At 67.5% G+C, this 16,751-nt stretch carries 17 protein-coding genes; 9 read left to right on the top strand and 8 right to left on the bottom strand.

All coding sequences use genetic code 11. From position 1 onward, the window contains the following. Positions 1-2: 2 nt before the first annotated feature. A complete protein-coding gene (locus tag VG566_RS06180; protein WP_241884733.1) occupies positions 3-890 on the top strand; it encodes an endonuclease/exonuclease/phosphatase family protein in 888 nt (295 codons plus the stop codon). Positions 891-1,059: 169 nt separating this feature from the next. Here the strand turns inward: VG566_RS06180 and rne are convergent, their stop codons facing one another. After that, positions 1,060-4,326 carry a ribonuclease E gene (rne, locus tag VG566_RS06175; RefSeq protein WP_197557122.1) on the bottom strand — a complete coding sequence of 1,089 codons (3,267 nt, stop codon included), beginning with the start codon at positions 4,324-4,326 and terminating at the stop codon, positions 1,060-1,062. A 407-nt stretch (positions 4,327-4,733) separates the two neighbouring features. On the opposite strand from rne, the gene VG566_RS06170 reads away from it, so the two are divergent. After that, positions 4,734-5,708 carry an RluA family pseudouridine synthase gene (locus VG566_RS06170; protein ID WP_049403782.1) on the top strand — a complete coding sequence of 325 codons (975 nt, stop codon included), beginning with the start codon at positions 4,734-4,736 and terminating at the stop codon, positions 5,706-5,708. A 102-nt stretch (positions 5,709-5,810) separates the two neighbouring features. Here VG566_RS06170 and zupT read toward each other — a convergent pair whose 3' ends face one another. The 3 genes from zupT to VG566_RS06155 form a co-directional block, all read right to left on the bottom strand. Beyond that, positions 5,811-6,620 carry a zinc transporter ZupT gene (gene zupT, locus VG566_RS06165; protein ID WP_014647743.1) on the bottom strand — a complete coding sequence of 270 codons (810 nt, stop codon included), beginning with the start codon at positions 6,618-6,620 and terminating at the stop codon, positions 5,811-5,813. A gap of 99 nt (positions 6,621-6,719) precedes the next feature. Further along, a complete protein-coding gene (locus VG566_RS06160; protein WP_014647742.1) occupies positions 6,720-7,136 on the bottom strand; it encodes an energy transducer TonB in 417 nt (138 codons plus the stop codon). Then, entirely contained in the window at positions 7,133-7,483 is a 351-nt protein-coding gene (locus tag VG566_RS06155) for a 4a-hydroxytetrahydrobiopterin dehydratase (RefSeq protein WP_014647741.1), read from the bottom strand. Before VG566_RS06155 ends, VG566_RS06160 begins: the two co-directional genes overlap by 4 nt. A 90-nt stretch (positions 7,484-7,573) precedes the next feature. Here VG566_RS06155 and VG566_RS06150 point away from each other — a divergent pair, with 90 nt between their 5' ends. Together VG566_RS06150 and VG566_RS06145 are read left to right on the top strand one after the other, a co-directional pair. Beyond that, positions 7,574-8,173 carry an NfuA family Fe-S biogenesis protein gene (locus VG566_RS06150; RefSeq protein ID WP_100450329.1) on the top strand — a complete coding sequence of 200 codons (600 nt, stop codon included), beginning with the start codon at positions 7,574-7,576 and terminating at the stop codon, positions 8,171-8,173. Between the two features lie 10 nt (positions 8,174-8,183). Continuing rightward, the gene (locus tag VG566_RS06145) at positions 8,184-9,947 is read left to right on the top strand and encodes a hypothetical protein (protein WP_241884734.1); all 1,764 of its coding nucleotides are present in this window, start codon (positions 8,184-8,186) and stop codon (positions 9,945-9,947) included. Between the two features lie 126 nt (positions 9,948-10,073). On the opposite strand, the gene VG566_RS06140 is transcribed toward VG566_RS06145, so the two are convergent. Beyond that, positions 10,074-10,487 (bottom strand): barstar family protein, encoded by a 414-nt coding sequence (locus VG566_RS06140; protein WP_014647739.1) that lies wholly within the window; start codon positions 10,485-10,487, stop codon positions 10,074-10,076. Continuing rightward, entirely contained in the window at positions 10,487-10,939 is a 453-nt protein-coding gene (locus VG566_RS06135) for a ribonuclease domain-containing protein (protein ID WP_241884735.1), read from the bottom strand. The genes VG566_RS06140 and VG566_RS06135 overlap by 1 nt, the downstream gene beginning before the upstream one ends. 219 nt (positions 10,940-11,158) lie before the next feature. On the opposite strand from VG566_RS06135, the gene VG566_RS06130 reads away from it, so the two are divergent. Further along, the gene (locus tag VG566_RS06130) at positions 11,159-11,770 is read left to right on the top strand and encodes a superoxide dismutase (RefSeq protein ID WP_005410310.1); all 612 of its coding nucleotides are present in this window, start codon (positions 11,159-11,161) and stop codon (positions 11,768-11,770) included. Between the two features lie 131 nt (positions 11,771-11,901). Here VG566_RS06130 and VG566_RS06125 read toward each other — a convergent pair whose 3' ends face one another. After that, on the bottom strand, positions 11,902-12,750 hold the full coding sequence (locus VG566_RS06125; RefSeq protein WP_049405898.1) for an endonuclease/exonuclease/phosphatase family protein: 849 nt from the start codon (positions 12,748-12,750) through the stop codon (positions 11,902-11,904). A 162-nt stretch (positions 12,751-12,912) separates the two neighbouring features. On the opposite strand from VG566_RS06125, the gene VG566_RS06120 reads away from it, so the two are divergent. Both VG566_RS06120 and VG566_RS06115 read left to right on the top strand, forming a co-directional pair. Next, complete coding sequence (locus VG566_RS06120; RefSeq protein ID WP_134809087.1) at positions 12,913-14,478, top strand: oligopeptide:H+ symporter; 1,566 nt, start codon at positions 12,913-12,915, stop codon at positions 14,476-14,478. Positions 14,479-14,485: 7 nt separating this feature from the next. After that, entirely contained in the window at positions 14,486-15,112 is a 627-nt protein-coding gene (locus VG566_RS06115) for a rhomboid family intramembrane serine protease (protein WP_014647735.1), read from the top strand. A gap of 43 nt (positions 15,113-15,155) precedes the next feature. On the opposite strand, the gene VG566_RS06110 is transcribed toward VG566_RS06115, so the two are convergent. Next, on the bottom strand, positions 15,156-15,317 hold the full coding sequence (locus VG566_RS06110; protein WP_014037806.1) for a hypothetical protein: 162 nt from the start codon (positions 15,315-15,317) through the stop codon (positions 15,156-15,158). Between the two features lie 208 nt (positions 15,318-15,525). On the opposite strand from VG566_RS06110, the gene VG566_RS06105 reads away from it, so the two are divergent. Beyond that, positions 15,526-15,828 (top strand): GNAT family N-acetyltransferase, encoded by a 303-nt coding sequence (locus tag VG566_RS06105; protein ID WP_006455911.1) that lies wholly within the window; start codon positions 15,526-15,528, stop codon positions 15,826-15,828. Between the two features lie 37 nt (positions 15,829-15,865). After that, the gene (locus VG566_RS06100; protein WP_241884736.1) at positions 15,866-16,747 is read left to right on the top strand and encodes a DUF3298 and DUF4163 domain-containing protein; all 882 of its coding nucleotides are present in this window, start codon (positions 15,866-15,868) and stop codon (positions 16,745-16,747) included. Positions 16,748-16,751: the final 4 nt, after the last annotated feature.

The following is a 16,751-nucleotide window of genomic DNA, read 5'->3' as shown; positions in this document are numbered from 1 at the left end:
CGATGAAGCAACAAGGGGAGGGAGCGCGTGCGACGGTGCGCGCCCTGGGGCTGGCCATTGTGTTGGCATTGCCCGGGCTGACGCTGGCGGCGGTGCCGCAGGTCGCATCGCCAGTGGTGGACATCGCCAGCGCGCCAGGCATGAGCATGGTCACCTTCAACCTCCATCATGACCGCGAAGACTGGCCAAGCCGCCGCCGTACCATCCTGGCCGAACTCAAGCGCCTGCAGCCCGATGCCATCGCGCTGCAGGAGGTGATCCAGCGCCGCAACGTGCGCAACCAGGCGCAGTGGCTGGCCAGCCAGCTCGGCTACAAGTACGTATTCGTGTCCACCGATCCGGTGGGCGCGCCGAAGCGTTACGGCAATGCGTTGCTGACCCGGCGGCCGATCCTCGCCCAGGGGGACCATCTGCTGCTGCCATTGGACGACTACCGCACGGTGGCCCACCTGCGCATCGACGTCGACGGCACGCCGGTGAACGTCTACGCCACGCATCTCAACGAGCGCAACGACGAGAGTGGTCAGCGCATCCGCCGTACCCAGGTCGAGGACCTGCTGCACTTCATCACCGCTACCTCGGCCGGCGCGCCGGTGGTGATCGCGGGCGACTTCAATGCGCTGGTGGACGCAGGTGACCTGAGCGAGCTGCGCAGCCATTACGGCGACAGCTATGGCAGCGTGCACGTCAACACCGACCTGGCCGGGGTCAGCACCTTGAACCGGCACTATTACCAGGCACCTTCGCGTATCGACCACATCTTCTTCCAGCAGGACCGGATGGTCGCGCGCGAAGCGAAGCTCCTGTTCGACCAGCCCGATGACAGCGGTCGCTGGGCCTCGGACCACTACGGCGTGTGGACCCGGTTGCAGTTCGCGCCGACGCGCTGATGTCCTGGTAGGTGCCAACCTTGGTTGGCACGGACGTGTCCGCGTTCGCTCGAACAACGGCGCCAACCAAGGTTGGCCTCTACCAGAGCGCTGCACGCGCCCGGCGCACAAACAGAAACGGCGGGGATCATCGATCCCCGCCGTTCCTTTTCACGCGCCCAGATCGCGATCAGTTCGCCGGCGGCGTGCGCTTGGCGGCGTCTTCGTCTTCTTCGTCGGCCTTGGCTTCGGCCGCCTGGGCGGCGGCATCGGCGTGACCATCGGCGACCGGATCGATCGACGGCGTCACCACCGCATCGGCGACCGGGGCCGCAGCTTCCACCGGTGCGGCTTCAACTGCCACCGGAGCGACTGGCTGTTCGGCGACCGGTGCGGTCTCGACCACCGGCTTGGCTTCAACCGCGGGAGCGGCCTCCACCACCGGGGCGGCCTCAACGGCCAGCGGCTCGGCTTCAGCCACCGGGGACGCTGCAACAACCTCCGGCTTCGATTCCACGACCGGAGCAGCCTCGACCACGACCGGCTTCACTTCGACCACCGGAGTGGCTTCAACGGCCGGGGCAGCCTCAACCACGACCGGCTTGGCTTCGACCGCCGGTGCTGCAGCCACCACCGGCTGGGCCGGGGTCGCCGCGTCGATGGCATCGAGCATGCTGGTCTGCACCGGCGAAGATGCCGGTTCGGCCTTGGCCACGGTATTGATCGGGGCCTGTACCTCGGCCACCACCGGTGCAGCGGCATCGACCACGGCGCTGCTCACCACCGCGACCGGCGCGGCGACAACAGCGGCGGCGGCACGGACCGGCTTTCCGGATTCGGCAGCGGTCGGTTCGACTTCGTCATCGAAATCGAATTCCGGTTGCGAACGGGCCGGCTGCGCAGCGGCGACCGGAGTGGTCCCGGCGACGCTGTCGTTGCTCTGCTCGGCGACATCAGCGGCATCGGTGTCATCACTGTCGTCCGCGTCGTCCTGATCATCGCCCAGGCCATCGCTGCCGGCAGCGTTCTCGGCGCCACCACGACGGCGGCGACGACCACCACGACGGCCACGGCGGCGGCGGGTCGCGCCTTCACCGGCCTGCTCGCCGTTGGCGTCGACAGCAGCCTCTTCACCGGTCACGGCAATCGCCTCGGCCTCGTTGCCGGCGTTGGCAGTGGTGTCGGCCGGTGCAGTGGCTTCCGCCGGAGCGGAGGCGGCCGGCGCAACCGGCGCCACCGGCGCAGTGGCTTCCTGAGCGGTCACCCCATTGGCGGCGACCGCCGTGGCGGCCACGGCGGCAGCCGCGGTCCCGGCCTCGGCCGGTGCCTCGGCGGTGCTGCGCTGCGGCTTCTCGGCCGGCTTGTCACCGTCCTGCGGCTGGCGCGGCTGCTTGGGCTGCTTCAGCTTCGGCTGCTGCTGGTTCTGGACCTGCTGCTCGTTGCGCGGCTTGTTCTGCTGCTGCGGCTGCTGGCCGTCCTTCTGCTGCGGCTCCTTCTGCCTGCCCTGCTGCGGCTGCTGCTGGGCATTGCCGTTGTTGCCGTTGCGGCCGTCCTTGCGCTGCTCACCGCGCTCCTTGCGGTTGCCGCCATCCTTCTGCTGCTGAGCGTTGCCGTTGCCACGGTTGTCGTCGCGGCGATCCTTGCGGTCCTTGTTGCGATCCTTGTTGCGGTCCTTGCGGCCGCCGTCCTGCTGCTGGCGGGCAACAGGAGCCGCCGGTGCCGGTGCCGGCGCCGGTTCGCCACCGAACACGCGCTTGAGCCAACCGATCACGCCGCCGCTCGGGGCCGCTGCAACCGGCGCTGCCACGACCGGGGCCGGTGCCGCTGCGGCCGGCTCCACTTCCTCGCGCACCGGGGCGGGGGAGGTGTGCTTGACCTGGGTCACCGCCGGCGGCGGGATGTTCAGCTGGCCCTTGGTCAGGGCATGCACCGGCAGCTTGCGCGGGGTGCCGCGCTGGTAACTGGGCTTGTTGCTCTCTTCACCCAGCTCGTTCTCGCGCAGGCGGGTGACGGTGTAGTGCGGGGTGTGCAGCTGCTCGTCGGCGACGATCACGATCGGCGCCTCGTGGCGCTGCTCGATCTCGCGCAGGGCACTGCGCTTTTCGTTCAGCAGGTAATTGGCGATCTCCACCGGCGCCTGGACCAGCACCTGCCCGGTGTTTTCCTTCATCGCATGCTCTTCGGCAACGCGGATGATCGACAGCGACAGCGACTCGACGCTGCGCATGCGGCCGTGGCCGTCGCAACGCGGGCAGACGATCTGGCTGGATTCACCCAGGCTCGGGCGCAGGCGCTGGCGGCTCATTTCCAGCAGGCCGAAGCGCGAGATGCGGCCAACCTGGACGCGCGCACGGTCGTACTTCAGCGCGTTGGCCAGGCGGTTCTCGACCTCGCGCTGGTGCTTGTTGGAGGCCATGTCGATGAAGTCGATCACCACCAGGCCGCCCAGGTCGCGCAGGCGCAGCTGGCGGGCCACTTCCTCGGCCGCTTCCAGGTTGGTCTGGAACGCGGTGTCCTCGATGTCGCTGCCCTTGGTGGCGCGCGAGGAATTGACGTCGACCGCGGTCAGCGCTTCGGTCTGGTCGACCACGATCGAGCCGCCCGACGGCAGGCGCACGTTGCGCTCGTAGGCACCCTCGATCTGCGACTCGATCTGGAAGCGGTTGAACAGCGGGATGTCGTCCTTGTAATGCTTGAGCTTGCGCAGGGTCTGCGGCATCACCTGCTGCATGAACTCGCGGGCGTGCTCGTACATCTCCTCGGTGTCCACCAGGATCTCGCCGATGTCGGCGCGCAGGTAGTCACGCAGGGCGCGCACGATCAGGCGCGATTCCTGGTAGATCAGGAACGGAGCCGGCTTGCTCAGTGCGGCTTCGGCGATGGCGCGCCAGACATTGAGCAGGTAGTCCAGGTCCCACTGCAGCTCTTCCGCATCGCGGCCGACGCCGGCGGTACGGATGATCACGCCCATGTCGTCGGGAATGTTCAGCTTGTCCAGGGCGTCCTTCAGCGCGGCCCGGTCTTCGCCCTCGATGCGACGGGAAACGCCGCCGGCGCTGGGCGAGTTCGGCATCAGCACCATGTAGCGGCCGGCCAGCGAGATGAACGTGGTCAGGGCGGCGCCCTTGTTGCCACGCTCTTCCTTGTCGACCTGGACGACGATCTCCTGGCCTTCCTTCAGCAGCTCGCGGATGCCGGCCTTGTTGTGGTCGACACCGGCCTGGAAGTAGTCGCGGGAGATTTCCTTCAGCGGCAGGAAGCCATGGCGGCCACCGCCGTACTCGACGAAGGCGGCTTCCAGCGAGGGCTCGATGCGGAAGATCCGGCCCTTGTAGATGTTGGACTTCTTCTGTTCCTTCGACGGCTGTTCGATGTCGATGTCATACAACGACTGGCCATCCACGATGGCAACACGCAGCTCTTCAGCCTGCGTGGCGTTGATCAGCATTCGCTTCATTGTTGCGTTCCTCGCAAGCGGCTACCGCGCGGAACGCCATGGGGTTTCGCCTCTGGACACGGTTCGCCGCCCATTCGCGCAAGCGCGGGGAGGGCGGCTTGGGTTTCCAGCGCTACGACACCACGGCAGGCCGCGGGAGCGCTTCACTCTTATGGGTTTTGGGGTGTTACAGGCCGCAGGCAGCTGTCAGCCAGGCTGGAGCGCCACGCGGGACATGTTCAGCACGGTTGCGTGTCAGGCATCCGGCGATGGCCGGGAAGGCCGGTGAGCCGCTAACATGGCCGCCCCGCGGGCGGTGGTCGCGCACTGTGCCGGATTCGTCGGAAGCTGGGCTTCTGGCCCTGAGTAACTTCCAACGAAATCAATCCCTTATCTCGCCCCCCGAGTGTAACAGAATAAACAGCCTGATGACCGCCCAAGACCCCACCAAACCCGCTGGCGACAAGCCTTCCGTGCGCATGATCACCGTTCCCGCCGACCGCGCCGGCCAGCGCCTGGACAACTTCCTGCTCGGCCAGCTGAAGGGCGCCCCGCGCAGCCTGGTCTACAAGCTGGTGCGCAGTGGCCAGGTTCGGGTGAACGGTGGCCGCGCCAAGGCCGAGCGCAAGCTCGAGGCCGGTGACGAGGTGCGCGTGCCACCGGTCCGTCTCACTGAGGAGGGAGACAAGGCCGGTCCGCCGGAGGCGTTCATGCGCCGCCTGGAGCAGGCCATCGTCTTCGAGGACGCCCGCCTGCTGGCCCTGAACAAGCCGACCGGCGTGGCCAGCCACGGCGGCAGCGGCATCAGCTTCGGCGCCATCGAGACCCTGCGCGCGCTGCGCCCGGGGCAGACCCTGGAGCTGGTCCACCGGTTGGATCGCGACACCTCGGGCCTGCTGATCGTGGCCAAGAAGCGCTCGGCGCTGAGCGAACTGCAGGCCTTGCTGCGTGAAGACCACGGCGCCGGCATCCGCAAGCGCTACCTGACGCTGCTGGCCGGGCGCATGCCCGACGGCGTGATGACGGTCGACGCACCGCTGCACGTGGGCCTGCGCCAGGGCGGCGAGCGCCATGTGCAGGTCAATGCGATCGGCAAGGAATCGATCAGCCACTTCCGGGTGCTGGAACGCCGCGGTGGCCATTCGTACTGCGAAGTCCGCATCGAGACCGGCCGTACCCACCAGATCCGCGTGCACGCCCAGCATCTGGGGCATCCAGTGGCCGGTGACGACAAATACGGCGATCCAGCGGTCAACAAGCGGCTTCGTGAGCAGATCGGGCTGAAGCGCCTGTTCCTGCATGCGGCCTCGCTGGAGTTCGCGCTGGATGACGGCAAGAGCCCATACGTATTGAACGCGCCGCTGGCGGATGAGCTGGTCGAGGCGCTGGACCGGCTGAAGTAGGGATCTCCTGTAGCGTCGAGCCACGCTCGACTGCGCCTCGGTCGGGCCACGCGGAAAGCCAGTCGAGCATGGCTGGACTCTACAGGGCGAGCCGGGAACCCCTCACCACTTGAACAGCACCAGGCTGATCGCCAGCGTGCCCATGCCGGCCACCAGTCCATAAACCGTCTCGTGGCCCTTGGCATAGCGCTTGGCCGCCGGCAGCAGCTCATCCAGCGCCAGGAACACCATCACGCCGGCGATCAGGCCGAACACCCAGCCGAACGTGGCGTGCGACAGCGATCCTGACAGAAGCCAGTAGCCAAGCGCCGCGCCCACGGGCTCGGCCAGGCCGGACAGCAGGCTGGCACTGAACGCGTAGAACTTGTTCTGGGTGGCGAAGTACACCGGCACCGCGATCGCGATGCCCTCGGGAATGTTGTGGATGGCGATGGCGAAGGCCAGTGGCATGCCCACCGATGGGCTTTCCAGCGTGGCGAAGAAGGTCGCCAGCCCTTCCGGGAAATTGTGTGCGGTGATCGCAACCGAGGTCAGCAGCGCGACCCGCTTCAGGTACTCGCGGCTGTTCTCGCGGAACGCAGGGTCCTGTTTGTCCAGGCTGTCATGCGGATTGGGAATGAAGTGGTCGATCAGTACGATCACGATCACGCCCAGCAGGAAGGCCAGGGTGCCGTAGGTGAAGCCGGTGCGCTCGCCATACGCCAGTGCAAACGACGCAATGGACTTGTTGAGGATCTCCGACAGCGACACATAGACCATCGCGCCACCGGCAAAGGCCAGGCCGAACGCCAGCAGGCGCGGGCTGGGGCGGCGCGAGAACAGCACCAGCAGGCTGCCGATCGCGGTGGCCAGGCCTGCGGCAAGCGTGACCGCCAGTGCGATCCAGATGTTTTCAGGGGGAATCTGCAGCATCAACCCACGCGATCCTGGTCAACAGACAGCCGCCCCGGGCAGGGCCGGGGCGGCGAGGGCGAGGCGGGCGTCGGCAGGCCCCGTCGGGGGGGCGCGCGATCAGCCGCCGCGGCGCAGGCGTTCTTCGATGGCGAAGCACTGGTCCGGCTTCGGCTGTGGCGGGTTGAAGCTGACAGGAACCTGGATGGTGGCCGGCACCGGTTGGCCGTTACGGGTGGCGGCCTTGAACTGCCAGCCCTGCACGGCGGTCTTGGCCAGTTCGTCCAGCTGCGGGTTGCCGGCCCCGGTCAACAGCGCAACCTCGCTCGGCTTGCCGTCGGTGCCGATGGTCACCTTGAAGGTGCTGGTGCCACCCACGCCCATGCAGGCCAGTTCCAGCGGGTACTGCGGCGGCGGCGTCTTCACCGCGGCCACTTCGGTCGGCGGCGGCGGTGGCGGTGACGGCGGTTCGGACGCGCCACAGCCGGCCAGGCCGGTCGCAGCGATCAGGGACAGGCTCAGCAAACGTACGTTCATGGCAGTTGCTCCGTCAGGGCCGAAGTCTTGGCCGCGCAGATGAAGTCGTTCTCGCTCAGCCCGCCCACATCGTGGGTGGAGAAGCGCACGACCGCGCGGTCGTAGTGCACGCCCAGGTCCGGGTGGTGGTCCTCGCGGTGGGCGATCCAGGCCAGTGCGTTCACGAAGGCCATGGTGGCGTAGTAATCCTTGAAGCGGAAGGTACGCGACAGGGCCTGGTCACCCTCGCTCAGCTCCCAGCCGGGAACCTGCGGCAGCAGTTCGGCCAGGCGGGCCTCGCCGAGCTTGTGGTCGCTGCCTTTGCGCGGCACGCAACGGGCCTGGGCCAGTGGAATCAGGTCGGCCATGGGAATCTCCACCTCGTGTTGACTGAACAATGCGCCGGACGGTGTATAAACCGAATGAGCGGCTGACGCTTACTTGGCTAGAATAGCCTGATGATCCAGATCTCCGACACTGCCCAGACCCATTTCCGCAGGTTGATCGAACGCGAGGGCGTGCCCGGCATGGGCGTGCGCCTGAGCGCGGTCGACCCCGGTACGCCGCGCGCCGACGCCCGGCTGGAATTCGCCGAACCGACCGACCTGCTCGGTGACGAGTGGGCGGTGGACTGCGATGGTTTCACCCTCTATGTCGACGCCGGCAGCGTTGGCTGGCTCGATGGCGCCGAGATCGACATCGTCGCCGGCACCGCCGGTGCCCAGCAGCTGACCATCAAGGCGCCGCGCATCAAGGGCGAAGCGCCGGGTGATGCGGCCTCGCTGGTCGAACGCGTGCACTGGGTGGTGGAGAACGAAGTCAATCCGCAGCTGGCCTCGCATGGCGGCAAGGTGGCCGTGCAGGAAGTCTCGTCCGACGGCGTGGTGCTGCTGCGCTTCGGTGGTGGCTGCCAGGGCTGCGGCATGGCCGATGTGACGCTCAAGCAGGGCATCGAAAAGACCCTGATGGGCCGCGTGCCGGGCGTGACCGCCGTGCGTGACGCGACCGATCATGACAGCGGCCACGCGCCTTACATTCCGCGCGGCAACGTCGCCTGATCGCTGACGCGTGCCTCTGACCCGGGCCGAGCAACTCATTGACCTGCTGCTGGCGCGCCAGCAGCCCCGCGCCGTCCTCGAGAAGTCCACGCGCCTGCCCTATGGCTGGGCGCTGTGGCTGCGCTCGCTGGGGCCACTGCCGCGGCCGTTCCATGCCCGCGAGGTGATCGCAGTTTTCCTGCCGCGCCCGCTGCCGGGCCCGCCAGGCCAGTCGCCGCGGCTGTCGCCGTGGCAGGCGCTGCGCCGATTGTTCTGGCAGGACTGGGACGCCGCGCCGCGCGACCAGCGCTGGATGCGCTGGACCTCGGCACTGGTCAGTGCACTGCTGCACCTGCTGTTCTTCGTGCTGTTGCTGTGGGTGGCGGTGATCCGTACCAGCGCGCCGGACGAAGAGGGCACCGAGGGCGAGCGCGTGCAGGTGGAGTTCGTCGGCCGCGCGTCGCAGGAAGGCGGTGGCGATCAGCCGGGCGCCGAAGCGGCTGCGGCTGCGGCGGCAGGTCGGGTTGCGCCGGGCCAGGAGGCGGGCGCTGCCTCGGCCCCTGCGCCACGTCCGGTGGCTGCCGAAACCACCGCCTCATCCCCGGCATCCGCGCCGACCGCCAGCGTTCCACCACCACCGCCGGCCGACGCCGAGCCGGCGCCGGTGGCCGCGCCGCCGCCTTCGCCCGTCCAGGCCACCGAAGTGGCGCAGGCCAGCACGGATTTCGTGGTGCCGCCGGTCAGTGTGCCGCGCACCGAAGTCAGCGTCGTGCCGCGTGACAGCACATCCGCCGTGCGCGAGCGCAGCGTGCAGCCGGTGCAGGCGCCGCCGACACCAAGCCCGGTGCGTACCCCGGAACTGGCCGTGCGCACGCCGCAGGTGCGTGACATCCAGGTGCGCGAACGCGAAGTCAGTACGGTCGACGCGCCGGTCGCTCCCCAACTGCTGCGCAGCCCGGAAGTGCAGGTGCGCGTGCCGCAGCAGGACGTGCAGGTGCGCGAACGTGAAGTGCAGGCCGTGGCCGATCCGCAGGTGCGGATGGCGGCGGTGGCCGGGCGTGAGCCCGCCGTACGCGCGCCCACAGGCCGCGACGTGCAGGTGCGGGAACGTGAAGTGGCCTCGGCACCGGTGGCAGCGCCGGCATCCTCCAGTGGCAGTGCCACGGCGACGCCCGCGACTGCGGCCCAGGGCAGCGCGACGCAGGCGAGCAGCAGCGCGCGTCCGTCAGCATCCAGCAGCACACCCGCAAACGCGGGAGCGCGCCCGGCGCCTGATCCAGGCAACTGGGCGACGCCTGCCAAGGGCGATGACTGGGGGTCTTCCAGCCGCAACCGCGACGGCAGCAGCAACGGTACCCGCCAGGCCAGTACCGCCGGCAAGGGCAGCGGCCTGTTCAATGCCGATGGCAGCGTGCGCGTGCCTGGCCAGGAGGGCGATGGCCATGCCGCGCGCGGTGCGCCCGGCGGTGCCAACGACGGCTGGAGCAAGGAGCGCATTGCGCAGTCCGGCACCTGGCTGAAGCGCCCGCCGTACGACTACACGCCGACCTCGTTCGACAAATACTGGGTGCCGCAGGAATCGCTGCTGGCCGAATGGGTGCGCAAGGGCGTCAAGGCGATGGAGATTCCATTGCCGGGCACCAACACAAGGATCTCCTGCGTCATTTCGATCCTGCAGGCCGGTGGCGGCTGTGGCCTGACCAACCCCAACATGCAGGACCAGCCGGCCGTGGCACGACCGCCGCCGGACATCCCGTTCAAGAAGGAACTGCAGGAAAACAACGGGAGCCGCTAGACAGGGGCCGTGCCCACGTGCTGGCCGGCCGGCGCTTTGGTAGATGCCAACCTTGGTTGGCACAGAAGCGCCGACCAAGGTCGGCCTCTGCCAAGGCGTCAGTGCATGCCGGCCAAGGCAGTGACCTTACGCGCTCTGCGACAGGAACACCCAGAACGGTACGTCGCGGCCGACCCAGTCACGGCTGGTCTCGTCCATCACGTCCAGCAGGGTGTCGAAGTCCTTCTGCGGACCGGCGCGCAGCGCGTCCACGTCGGCCAGGAACAGCGCGTAGCCATTGGCCGGCAGCCATTGCAGGTCGCGCAGGTTGTCCGACAGCGCATCCCAGTTGCCGCCGAAACCGGCCGGGAAATCCAGCTGTGCGGCCAACCGGGCGAGCAGGGTGCGCTTGTCCGCGACGCCCTCCAGATCGATGCGGATCACTTTCAGGCCGGCATCGCGCATCGCCGCGGCCAGTGCGCCGATGTCGTCGCTGTCGATGGCGTAGACGCCGGCGTTGTTGATGTCATGCAGGCCAAGGCCGAAATCATCGTGGCTCATCACTGGACTCCCTGGGCCGGTACGGCGAAGCTGCGGAATGACGCGTAATGGTCGTCGGTGTAGTACCACGCTTCCGGCGGATCGCCGCCGGTGACGATGCGACGCGTGCCACGCGTACGCGCGCCAGGGGTGTCGACGGTGTATTCGCGGTAGTAGCCGCGCGCGCGCTGCGGCAGCTGCTGCTCGCGGTTGCTGAAGGTACTGCCGTCCTGGCGGTGCGGGAATGGACCGCCACGCTGGATCAGGGCGATGGTCGCGCGCGCTTCGGCGGGCAGGAACGCGGGAAGTCCGCTGTCCTTGCCGGGCGAGGCGGTGGCCGGCGCGCGCGCGACCGGCGTGCCCTGCAGGTCGGGCGCGAACTGCGGCGCTGGCGGCCTTTGCAGGAAATGGTTGGCGACCAGGCCGAGCAGCAGCAGGGCGATGGCGGTGATCAGCAGCCGGGGGTTGCGCATGGGCAGGGGCGGGCGAGGGTAGTACACGCACTGTAGCGCCTGTGCGCTGCACGGTGCATGAGGAGCGCGCTGCGTCACTGCTGCGTAACAATTGCCGTCGTGCTCACTGGCAGGACGCAATTTCCTTTACATCCCCCTTGGTAATCTGGCGGTCTGTCCCCATCATTCACCGCGCACCGCCCGACATCGTCGGGTGCCCTCGCAATCAGGAGATGCATCATGGCCTACACCCTGCCCAAGCTGTCCTACGCCTACGACGCGCTGGAACCGCATATCGATGCGGCGACGATGGAAATCCATCACACCAAGCATCACCAGACCTACATCAACAACGTCAACGCGGCGCTGGAAGGCACCGAGTACGCTGACCTGCCGGTCGAAGAGCTGGTGAAGAAGCTCAAGTCGCTGCCGGAGAACCTGCAGGGCCCGGTGCGCAACAACGGTGGTGGCCATGCCAACCACTCGCTGTTCTGGACCGTGATGGCCCCCAATGCCGGCGGCAACCCGGTGGGCGACGTGGCCAAGGCCATCGACAAGGACCTGGGCGGTTTCGACAAGTTCAAGGATGCCTTCACCAAGGCCGCGCTGACCCGTTTCGGCAGTGGCTGGGCGTGGCTGAGCGTGACCCCGGACAAGAAGGTCGTGGTCGAGAGCACCGGCAACCAGGACAGCCCGCTGATGGAAGGCAACACCCCCATCCTCGGCCTGGACGTGTGGGAACACGCGTACTACCTGAAGTACCAGAACCGCCGCCCGGAATACATCGGCGCGTTCTTCAACGTCATCGACTGGAACGAAGTCGAGCGCCGTTACCAGGAAGCGATCGCCTGATCGCGTGACAGGATGACATGAGAAGGCCGGGGGAGACCCCGGCCTTTTCTGTTGCAGCAGTCGTTCGATAGTGCCGGCCGCTGGCCGGCAACCGTGCAGTACCGGGGGAGCCGGCCAGCGGCCCGCACTACTTATTCCGCGGTGGCCGTATCGCCCTGCAGGCGCAGGGTCGCCATCACACCCAGACGCAGGCCGGGCAGGTCGCCGTCGGCCGGCAGCAGGATCGGCTGCTGGCGGATGCCGCCAAAGTGCTTGACCTGGAACAGCACATCCAGGCCGTGGCCGCTGCTGCCGCCCCCACTGGCCGCCGGCGCCTCGGCACGGCCGCCGGGATTGCGCCGGGCCGGCTGGAACCCCGGCGTGCTGCGCACCAGTTCCACCGTGCTGGCCGAGAAATCGCCGGCAATCAGGCTCGGCATGCCTTCGGCGGTGGCGCCGATCCAGGTCATCAGGTCGCTGGTCTGGTGCTGGCGGGCGCTGGCCTCGTCCGGGTCCGGGCGCAGCCGCGCCACATAGATGTTGACCAGCGCCTCGCCCAGCCTCAGCCGCATCATGCCGGCCGCGCTGAAGGTGCCGGGAGGATGCAGCAGGGTCACGCCGTCCTCGCTGACCGGCAGCCGGGTCAGCATGGCGTTGCCATGCCGCAGCGGCTGGCTGGGCGGATCGGCGGTAACGAAGTCGCAGCTGTAGCGCAGCCGGCTGGCCAGCCAGCAGGCCGGGTTGCGGCCCTGCTGCTGCAGCACCTGCTGCACCGAGATCACGTCCGGCTGCAGCTCGGTCAGCAGCTGTGCGACCTGCTCGCGGCGCTGCTTCCATTGCGCGTCATCGCGGCTGGGCAGCTCCAGCGCGGCGACCGTCAGCTGCCTGGGGTCGCTCTCGCTGGCAACGGCGGCCGGCGCCTGTGGTCGTGCCTGCGCCTGCAACGCCAGCAACAGCGCAAGGCAGCTGAGCAGGAGGCGGGCGTGGGCGAGGGGGCGCATAACGATAAGTTTACGCTTTTGTCGTGCAGGTGCCGTGACTTCCGGCAGGGCCTGCACCGCCTGCCATGGATTGGCACCGTTGTCATGCAGCCCTGCAGCGTGCTTCGCAAGCCCCGGTTCCGGTAACCTTGCGCCTTTCGCTTTGCAGGAATGCCTTACAGGATGAGCCACGACGCAGTCGCCCCCATCGCCGGCCAGGGAAAGATGCCGCGCCAGATTCCGTACATCATCGGCAATGAGGCCTGCGAGCGGTTCAGTTTCTACGGGATGCGCAACATCCTGGTGCAGTTCCTGATCACCTCGCTGCTGCTGCAGGAAATCACTGCCGAAGGCCGTGCCGGTGAAGCCAAGGACATCATGCACAGCTTCATGATCGGCGTGTATTTCTTCCCGCTGCTCGGTGGCTGGCTGGCCGACAGGTTCTTCGGCAAGTACCACACCATTCTCTGGTTCAGCCTGGTCTACTGCGCCGGCCACCTGTGCCTGGCGCTGTTCGAGAACAGCCGCGAGGGCTTCTTCCTCGGCCTGGGCCTGATCGCGCTCGGTGCCGGCGGCATCAAGCCGCTGGTGGCCTCGTTCATGGGCGACCAGTTCGACCAGAGCAACAAGCACCTGGCCAAGATCGTCTTCGACGCCTTCTACTGGATCATCAACTTCGGCTCGCTGTTCGCCTCGCTGCTGATCCCGCTGGTGCTGAAGAACTGGGGCCCGCAGTGGGCGTTCGGCATCCCGGGCATCCTGATGTTCATCGCTACCTTCGTGTTCTGGCTGGGCCGCAGGCGCTACGTGCTGGTGCCGCTGCCGCCGAAGGACCCGCATTCGTTCGCCAACGTGGTGCGTACCGCGCTGACCACGCGCGTGGCTGGCCAGGGCCGTCCGGGCCTGGTGATCGCCGTGCTTGGCCTGGCGCTGGCGGTGGCCTCGTTCGGCCTGGTCGGTTCGCTGGGCATCGTGATCTGCCTGTGCCTGGCGCTGGTGGCCATCCTTGCCGGCATCGGTGGCGGCACCTGGCTGCAGCTGGACCGCGCCCGTGGCCAGCATCCGGCCGAAGCCGTGGAAGGCGTGCGCTCGGTACTGCGCGTGCTGGTGATCTTCGCGCTGACCACGCCGTTCTTCTCGCTGTTCGACCAGAAGGCCTCGACCTGGGTCCTGCAGGGCCAGCAGATGCAGATGCCAAGCTGGTTCACCGCTTCGCAGATGCAGGCGCTGAACCCGCTGCTGGTGATGATCCTGATTCCGTTCAACAACCTGGTGCTGTATCCGGCCCTGCGCCGCTTCGGCTTCGAACCGACCGCGCTGCGCCGCATGACCGCCGGCATCGCCTTCAGTGGCCTGGCCTGGATCGTGGTGGGTGGCATCCAGGTGGTGATGGACGGCGGCAACGCCATGTCGATCTTCTGGCAGATGCTGCCGTACGCGCTGCTGACCTTCGGTGAGGTGCTGGTCTCGGCCACCGGCCTGGAGTTCGCCTACAGCCAGGCACCGCAGGCGATGAAGGGCGTGGTGATGAGCTTCTGGAACCTGACCACCACCATCGGCAACCTGTGGGTGCTGCTGTCCAACGCAGCGGTGCGCAACGACACGGTCACCCACCAGATCGCGGGCACGGGCCTGAGCGAGGCGGCGTTCCTGATGTTCTTCTTCGCCGGCTTCGCCTTCGTCGCGGCGTTGGCCTTCGGTTGGTACGCGAAACGCTATCGTATGGTCGACAACTACCGTACCGCCTGAGCCTGACATGACCCCCGTCAATCTGCTGTTGATCGCCATCACCGCCATCCTGTCGTGGATGGCGTTCAACAACCGCAAGCTGGCCGACCGCCTGATCCTGTGGCCGCCGGCCATCGACCGTCACCGCCAGTACGACCGGCTGGTGACCTATGGCTTCATCCACGCCGACTGGTCGCACCTGATCTTCAACATGATCACCCTGTTCTTCTTCGGGGGATTCATCGAGAGCGTGATGGTGCAGCTGACCGGCAGCTACCTGACCTACCCGGCGTTCTACATCGGCGCGCTGCTGGTCTCGATCCTGCCCAGCTACCTGAAGAACCAGAAGAACCCGAACTACCTCAGCCTCGGGGCGTCCGGGGCGGTATCGGCAGTGCTGTTCGCCTTCATCCTGATCAAGCCGTGGTCGATCATCCTGGTGTTCTTCATCCCGGCACCGGCGATCATCTATGCCGCGTTCTACGTCGGCTACAGCATCTGGATGGACAGGCGCGGTGGCGACCGCATCAACCACAGCGCGCACCTGGCAGGTGCGGCGTTTGGCGTGATCTTCATGCTGGCCATGCAGCCGAGCATCTTCACCCACTTCCTGCGCGAACTCTCCAACCCGACCTTCCGCCTCGGCGGCGGTTGATGCGGGTAGCGGGGCGGATCGGGTCCGATCCGCCCCGGCCGGGTCAGGCTGCGGTCTGCTGACCGTAGGTATCCAGCAGGCGGGCGAACACTTCCTCGCCGATGCGCTGGAAATCCTGATCCTCGGTCTGCCCTTCCACCGCCAGTTGCAGCAGGCCCTCCAGCAGGGCGCGGTCGGTATCGGAATGGGAATTGCTGGCGTGCATGGGAGCCTCCACGGTGGTGCGCATGGTCAACGGTCGCAAGGGTCGTGCCAGCCTGGCCATACCCCTCCATAGGCGATAGCGGCCGGCCCACCTCCAGCTTGAGGGCGAAAACTGACGTGAATGGACTGGACTTGCCCCTGTTCAGGCTTCACGCGATCATGGCGCCCGGCTGCGCACCATCCACGCAGTCGCCGCAGGAGACAGTTCCATGGCTTCGGTCACGCCCCCCGGTCTGGCCTATGAGGTCGAGCACGACCTGGCCAACCACCGCTTCACCGCACGTGTGCGCGGACAGCTGGCGGTGCTCGATTACCAGATCAAGCGCAGGCGCATGGTCATCACCCATACCGAGGTGCCCGAGCCGATCGCCGGCCGTGGCATCGCCGGTGAGCTGACCCGCGTGGCACTGCGTTTCGCCCGCGAGCAGAAATACAAGGTGGTGCCGGCATGTTCCTACGCCGAAGCCTTCCTGCAGCGCCACGAGGAGTACCACGACCTGCTCGTTGGCTGAACGCCAGCGGGTCACGCTTCAGCCATGGCAGGCGATGATGTACAAACATGAACAGGGGATCCCGATGAAGATTGGAAACAACCGGCCACTGCGCGGCAGCGTGCTGGCCGGCGTGGTGGGCGTGCTGTTGCTGGCCGGTTGCCAGCGTGAAAGCGAGCCGGCACCGGCGACCGACGCGGCGCCCGCCGCCGAAGCCACTGCCGCAGGCGAAACGCCGGCCACGGAAGCGCCGCTGGACCTGCGCGACGTGATCGAGAACAACGAGCGCGAAGTGGTAGGCATCAGCTACCCGGCCGGTATCGACCGTTATCCGGGCCTGGCCCGCGCGCTGCAGAGCTATGCGACGAGTGCGCGCAGCGACCTGCAGCAGGCGCTGGACGGGCTGGGCAACGACAAGCCGACCATGCCCTACGAGCTGTCGCTGAGCTTCGAGAAGCTGCTTGAAACCCCGCAGCTGGTGGTGGTCAGTGCCGACGGCAGCCGCTACACGGGTGGCGCCCACGGCGAGCCGCTGGTGGCGCGCTTCGTGTGGCTGCCGCAGCAGCAGCAGATGCTCAGTGCCGACAAGCTGGTGGCCGATGCCAAGGGCTGGAAGGCGATCAGTGATTTCGTCGCCGACCAGCTGCGCGAACGCGTGGCCACCCGCCTCAGTGGCGAGGACATGGACCCGGCCCAGCTGCAGGAATCGCTGCGCAACGCATCGCGCATGATCGCCGACGGAACCGGCCCGCAGGCCGACAATTTCAGCCAGTTCCAGCCACTGACCGACGACAAGGGGCAGATCACCGCGCTGCGCTTTGTTTTCCCGCCGTACCAGGTGGGTCCATACTCGGACGGCACCCAGACCGCCGATGTACCGACGGCGGTGCTGTTGCCTCACGTGGCCAAGGACTACGTGGAGCTGTTCGCACGCGGTTGACCGC

Origin of the sequence: Stenotrophomonas sp. CASM114 (genome assembly GCF_049384325.1) — a bacterium.
GTDB lineage: Bacteria > Pseudomonadota > Gammaproteobacteria > Xanthomonadales > Xanthomonadaceae > Stenotrophomonas > Stenotrophomonas muris.
The sequence above is the reverse complement of the archived record's forward strand: the minus strand, read 5'-3'. Positions and strand labels throughout refer to the sequence as shown.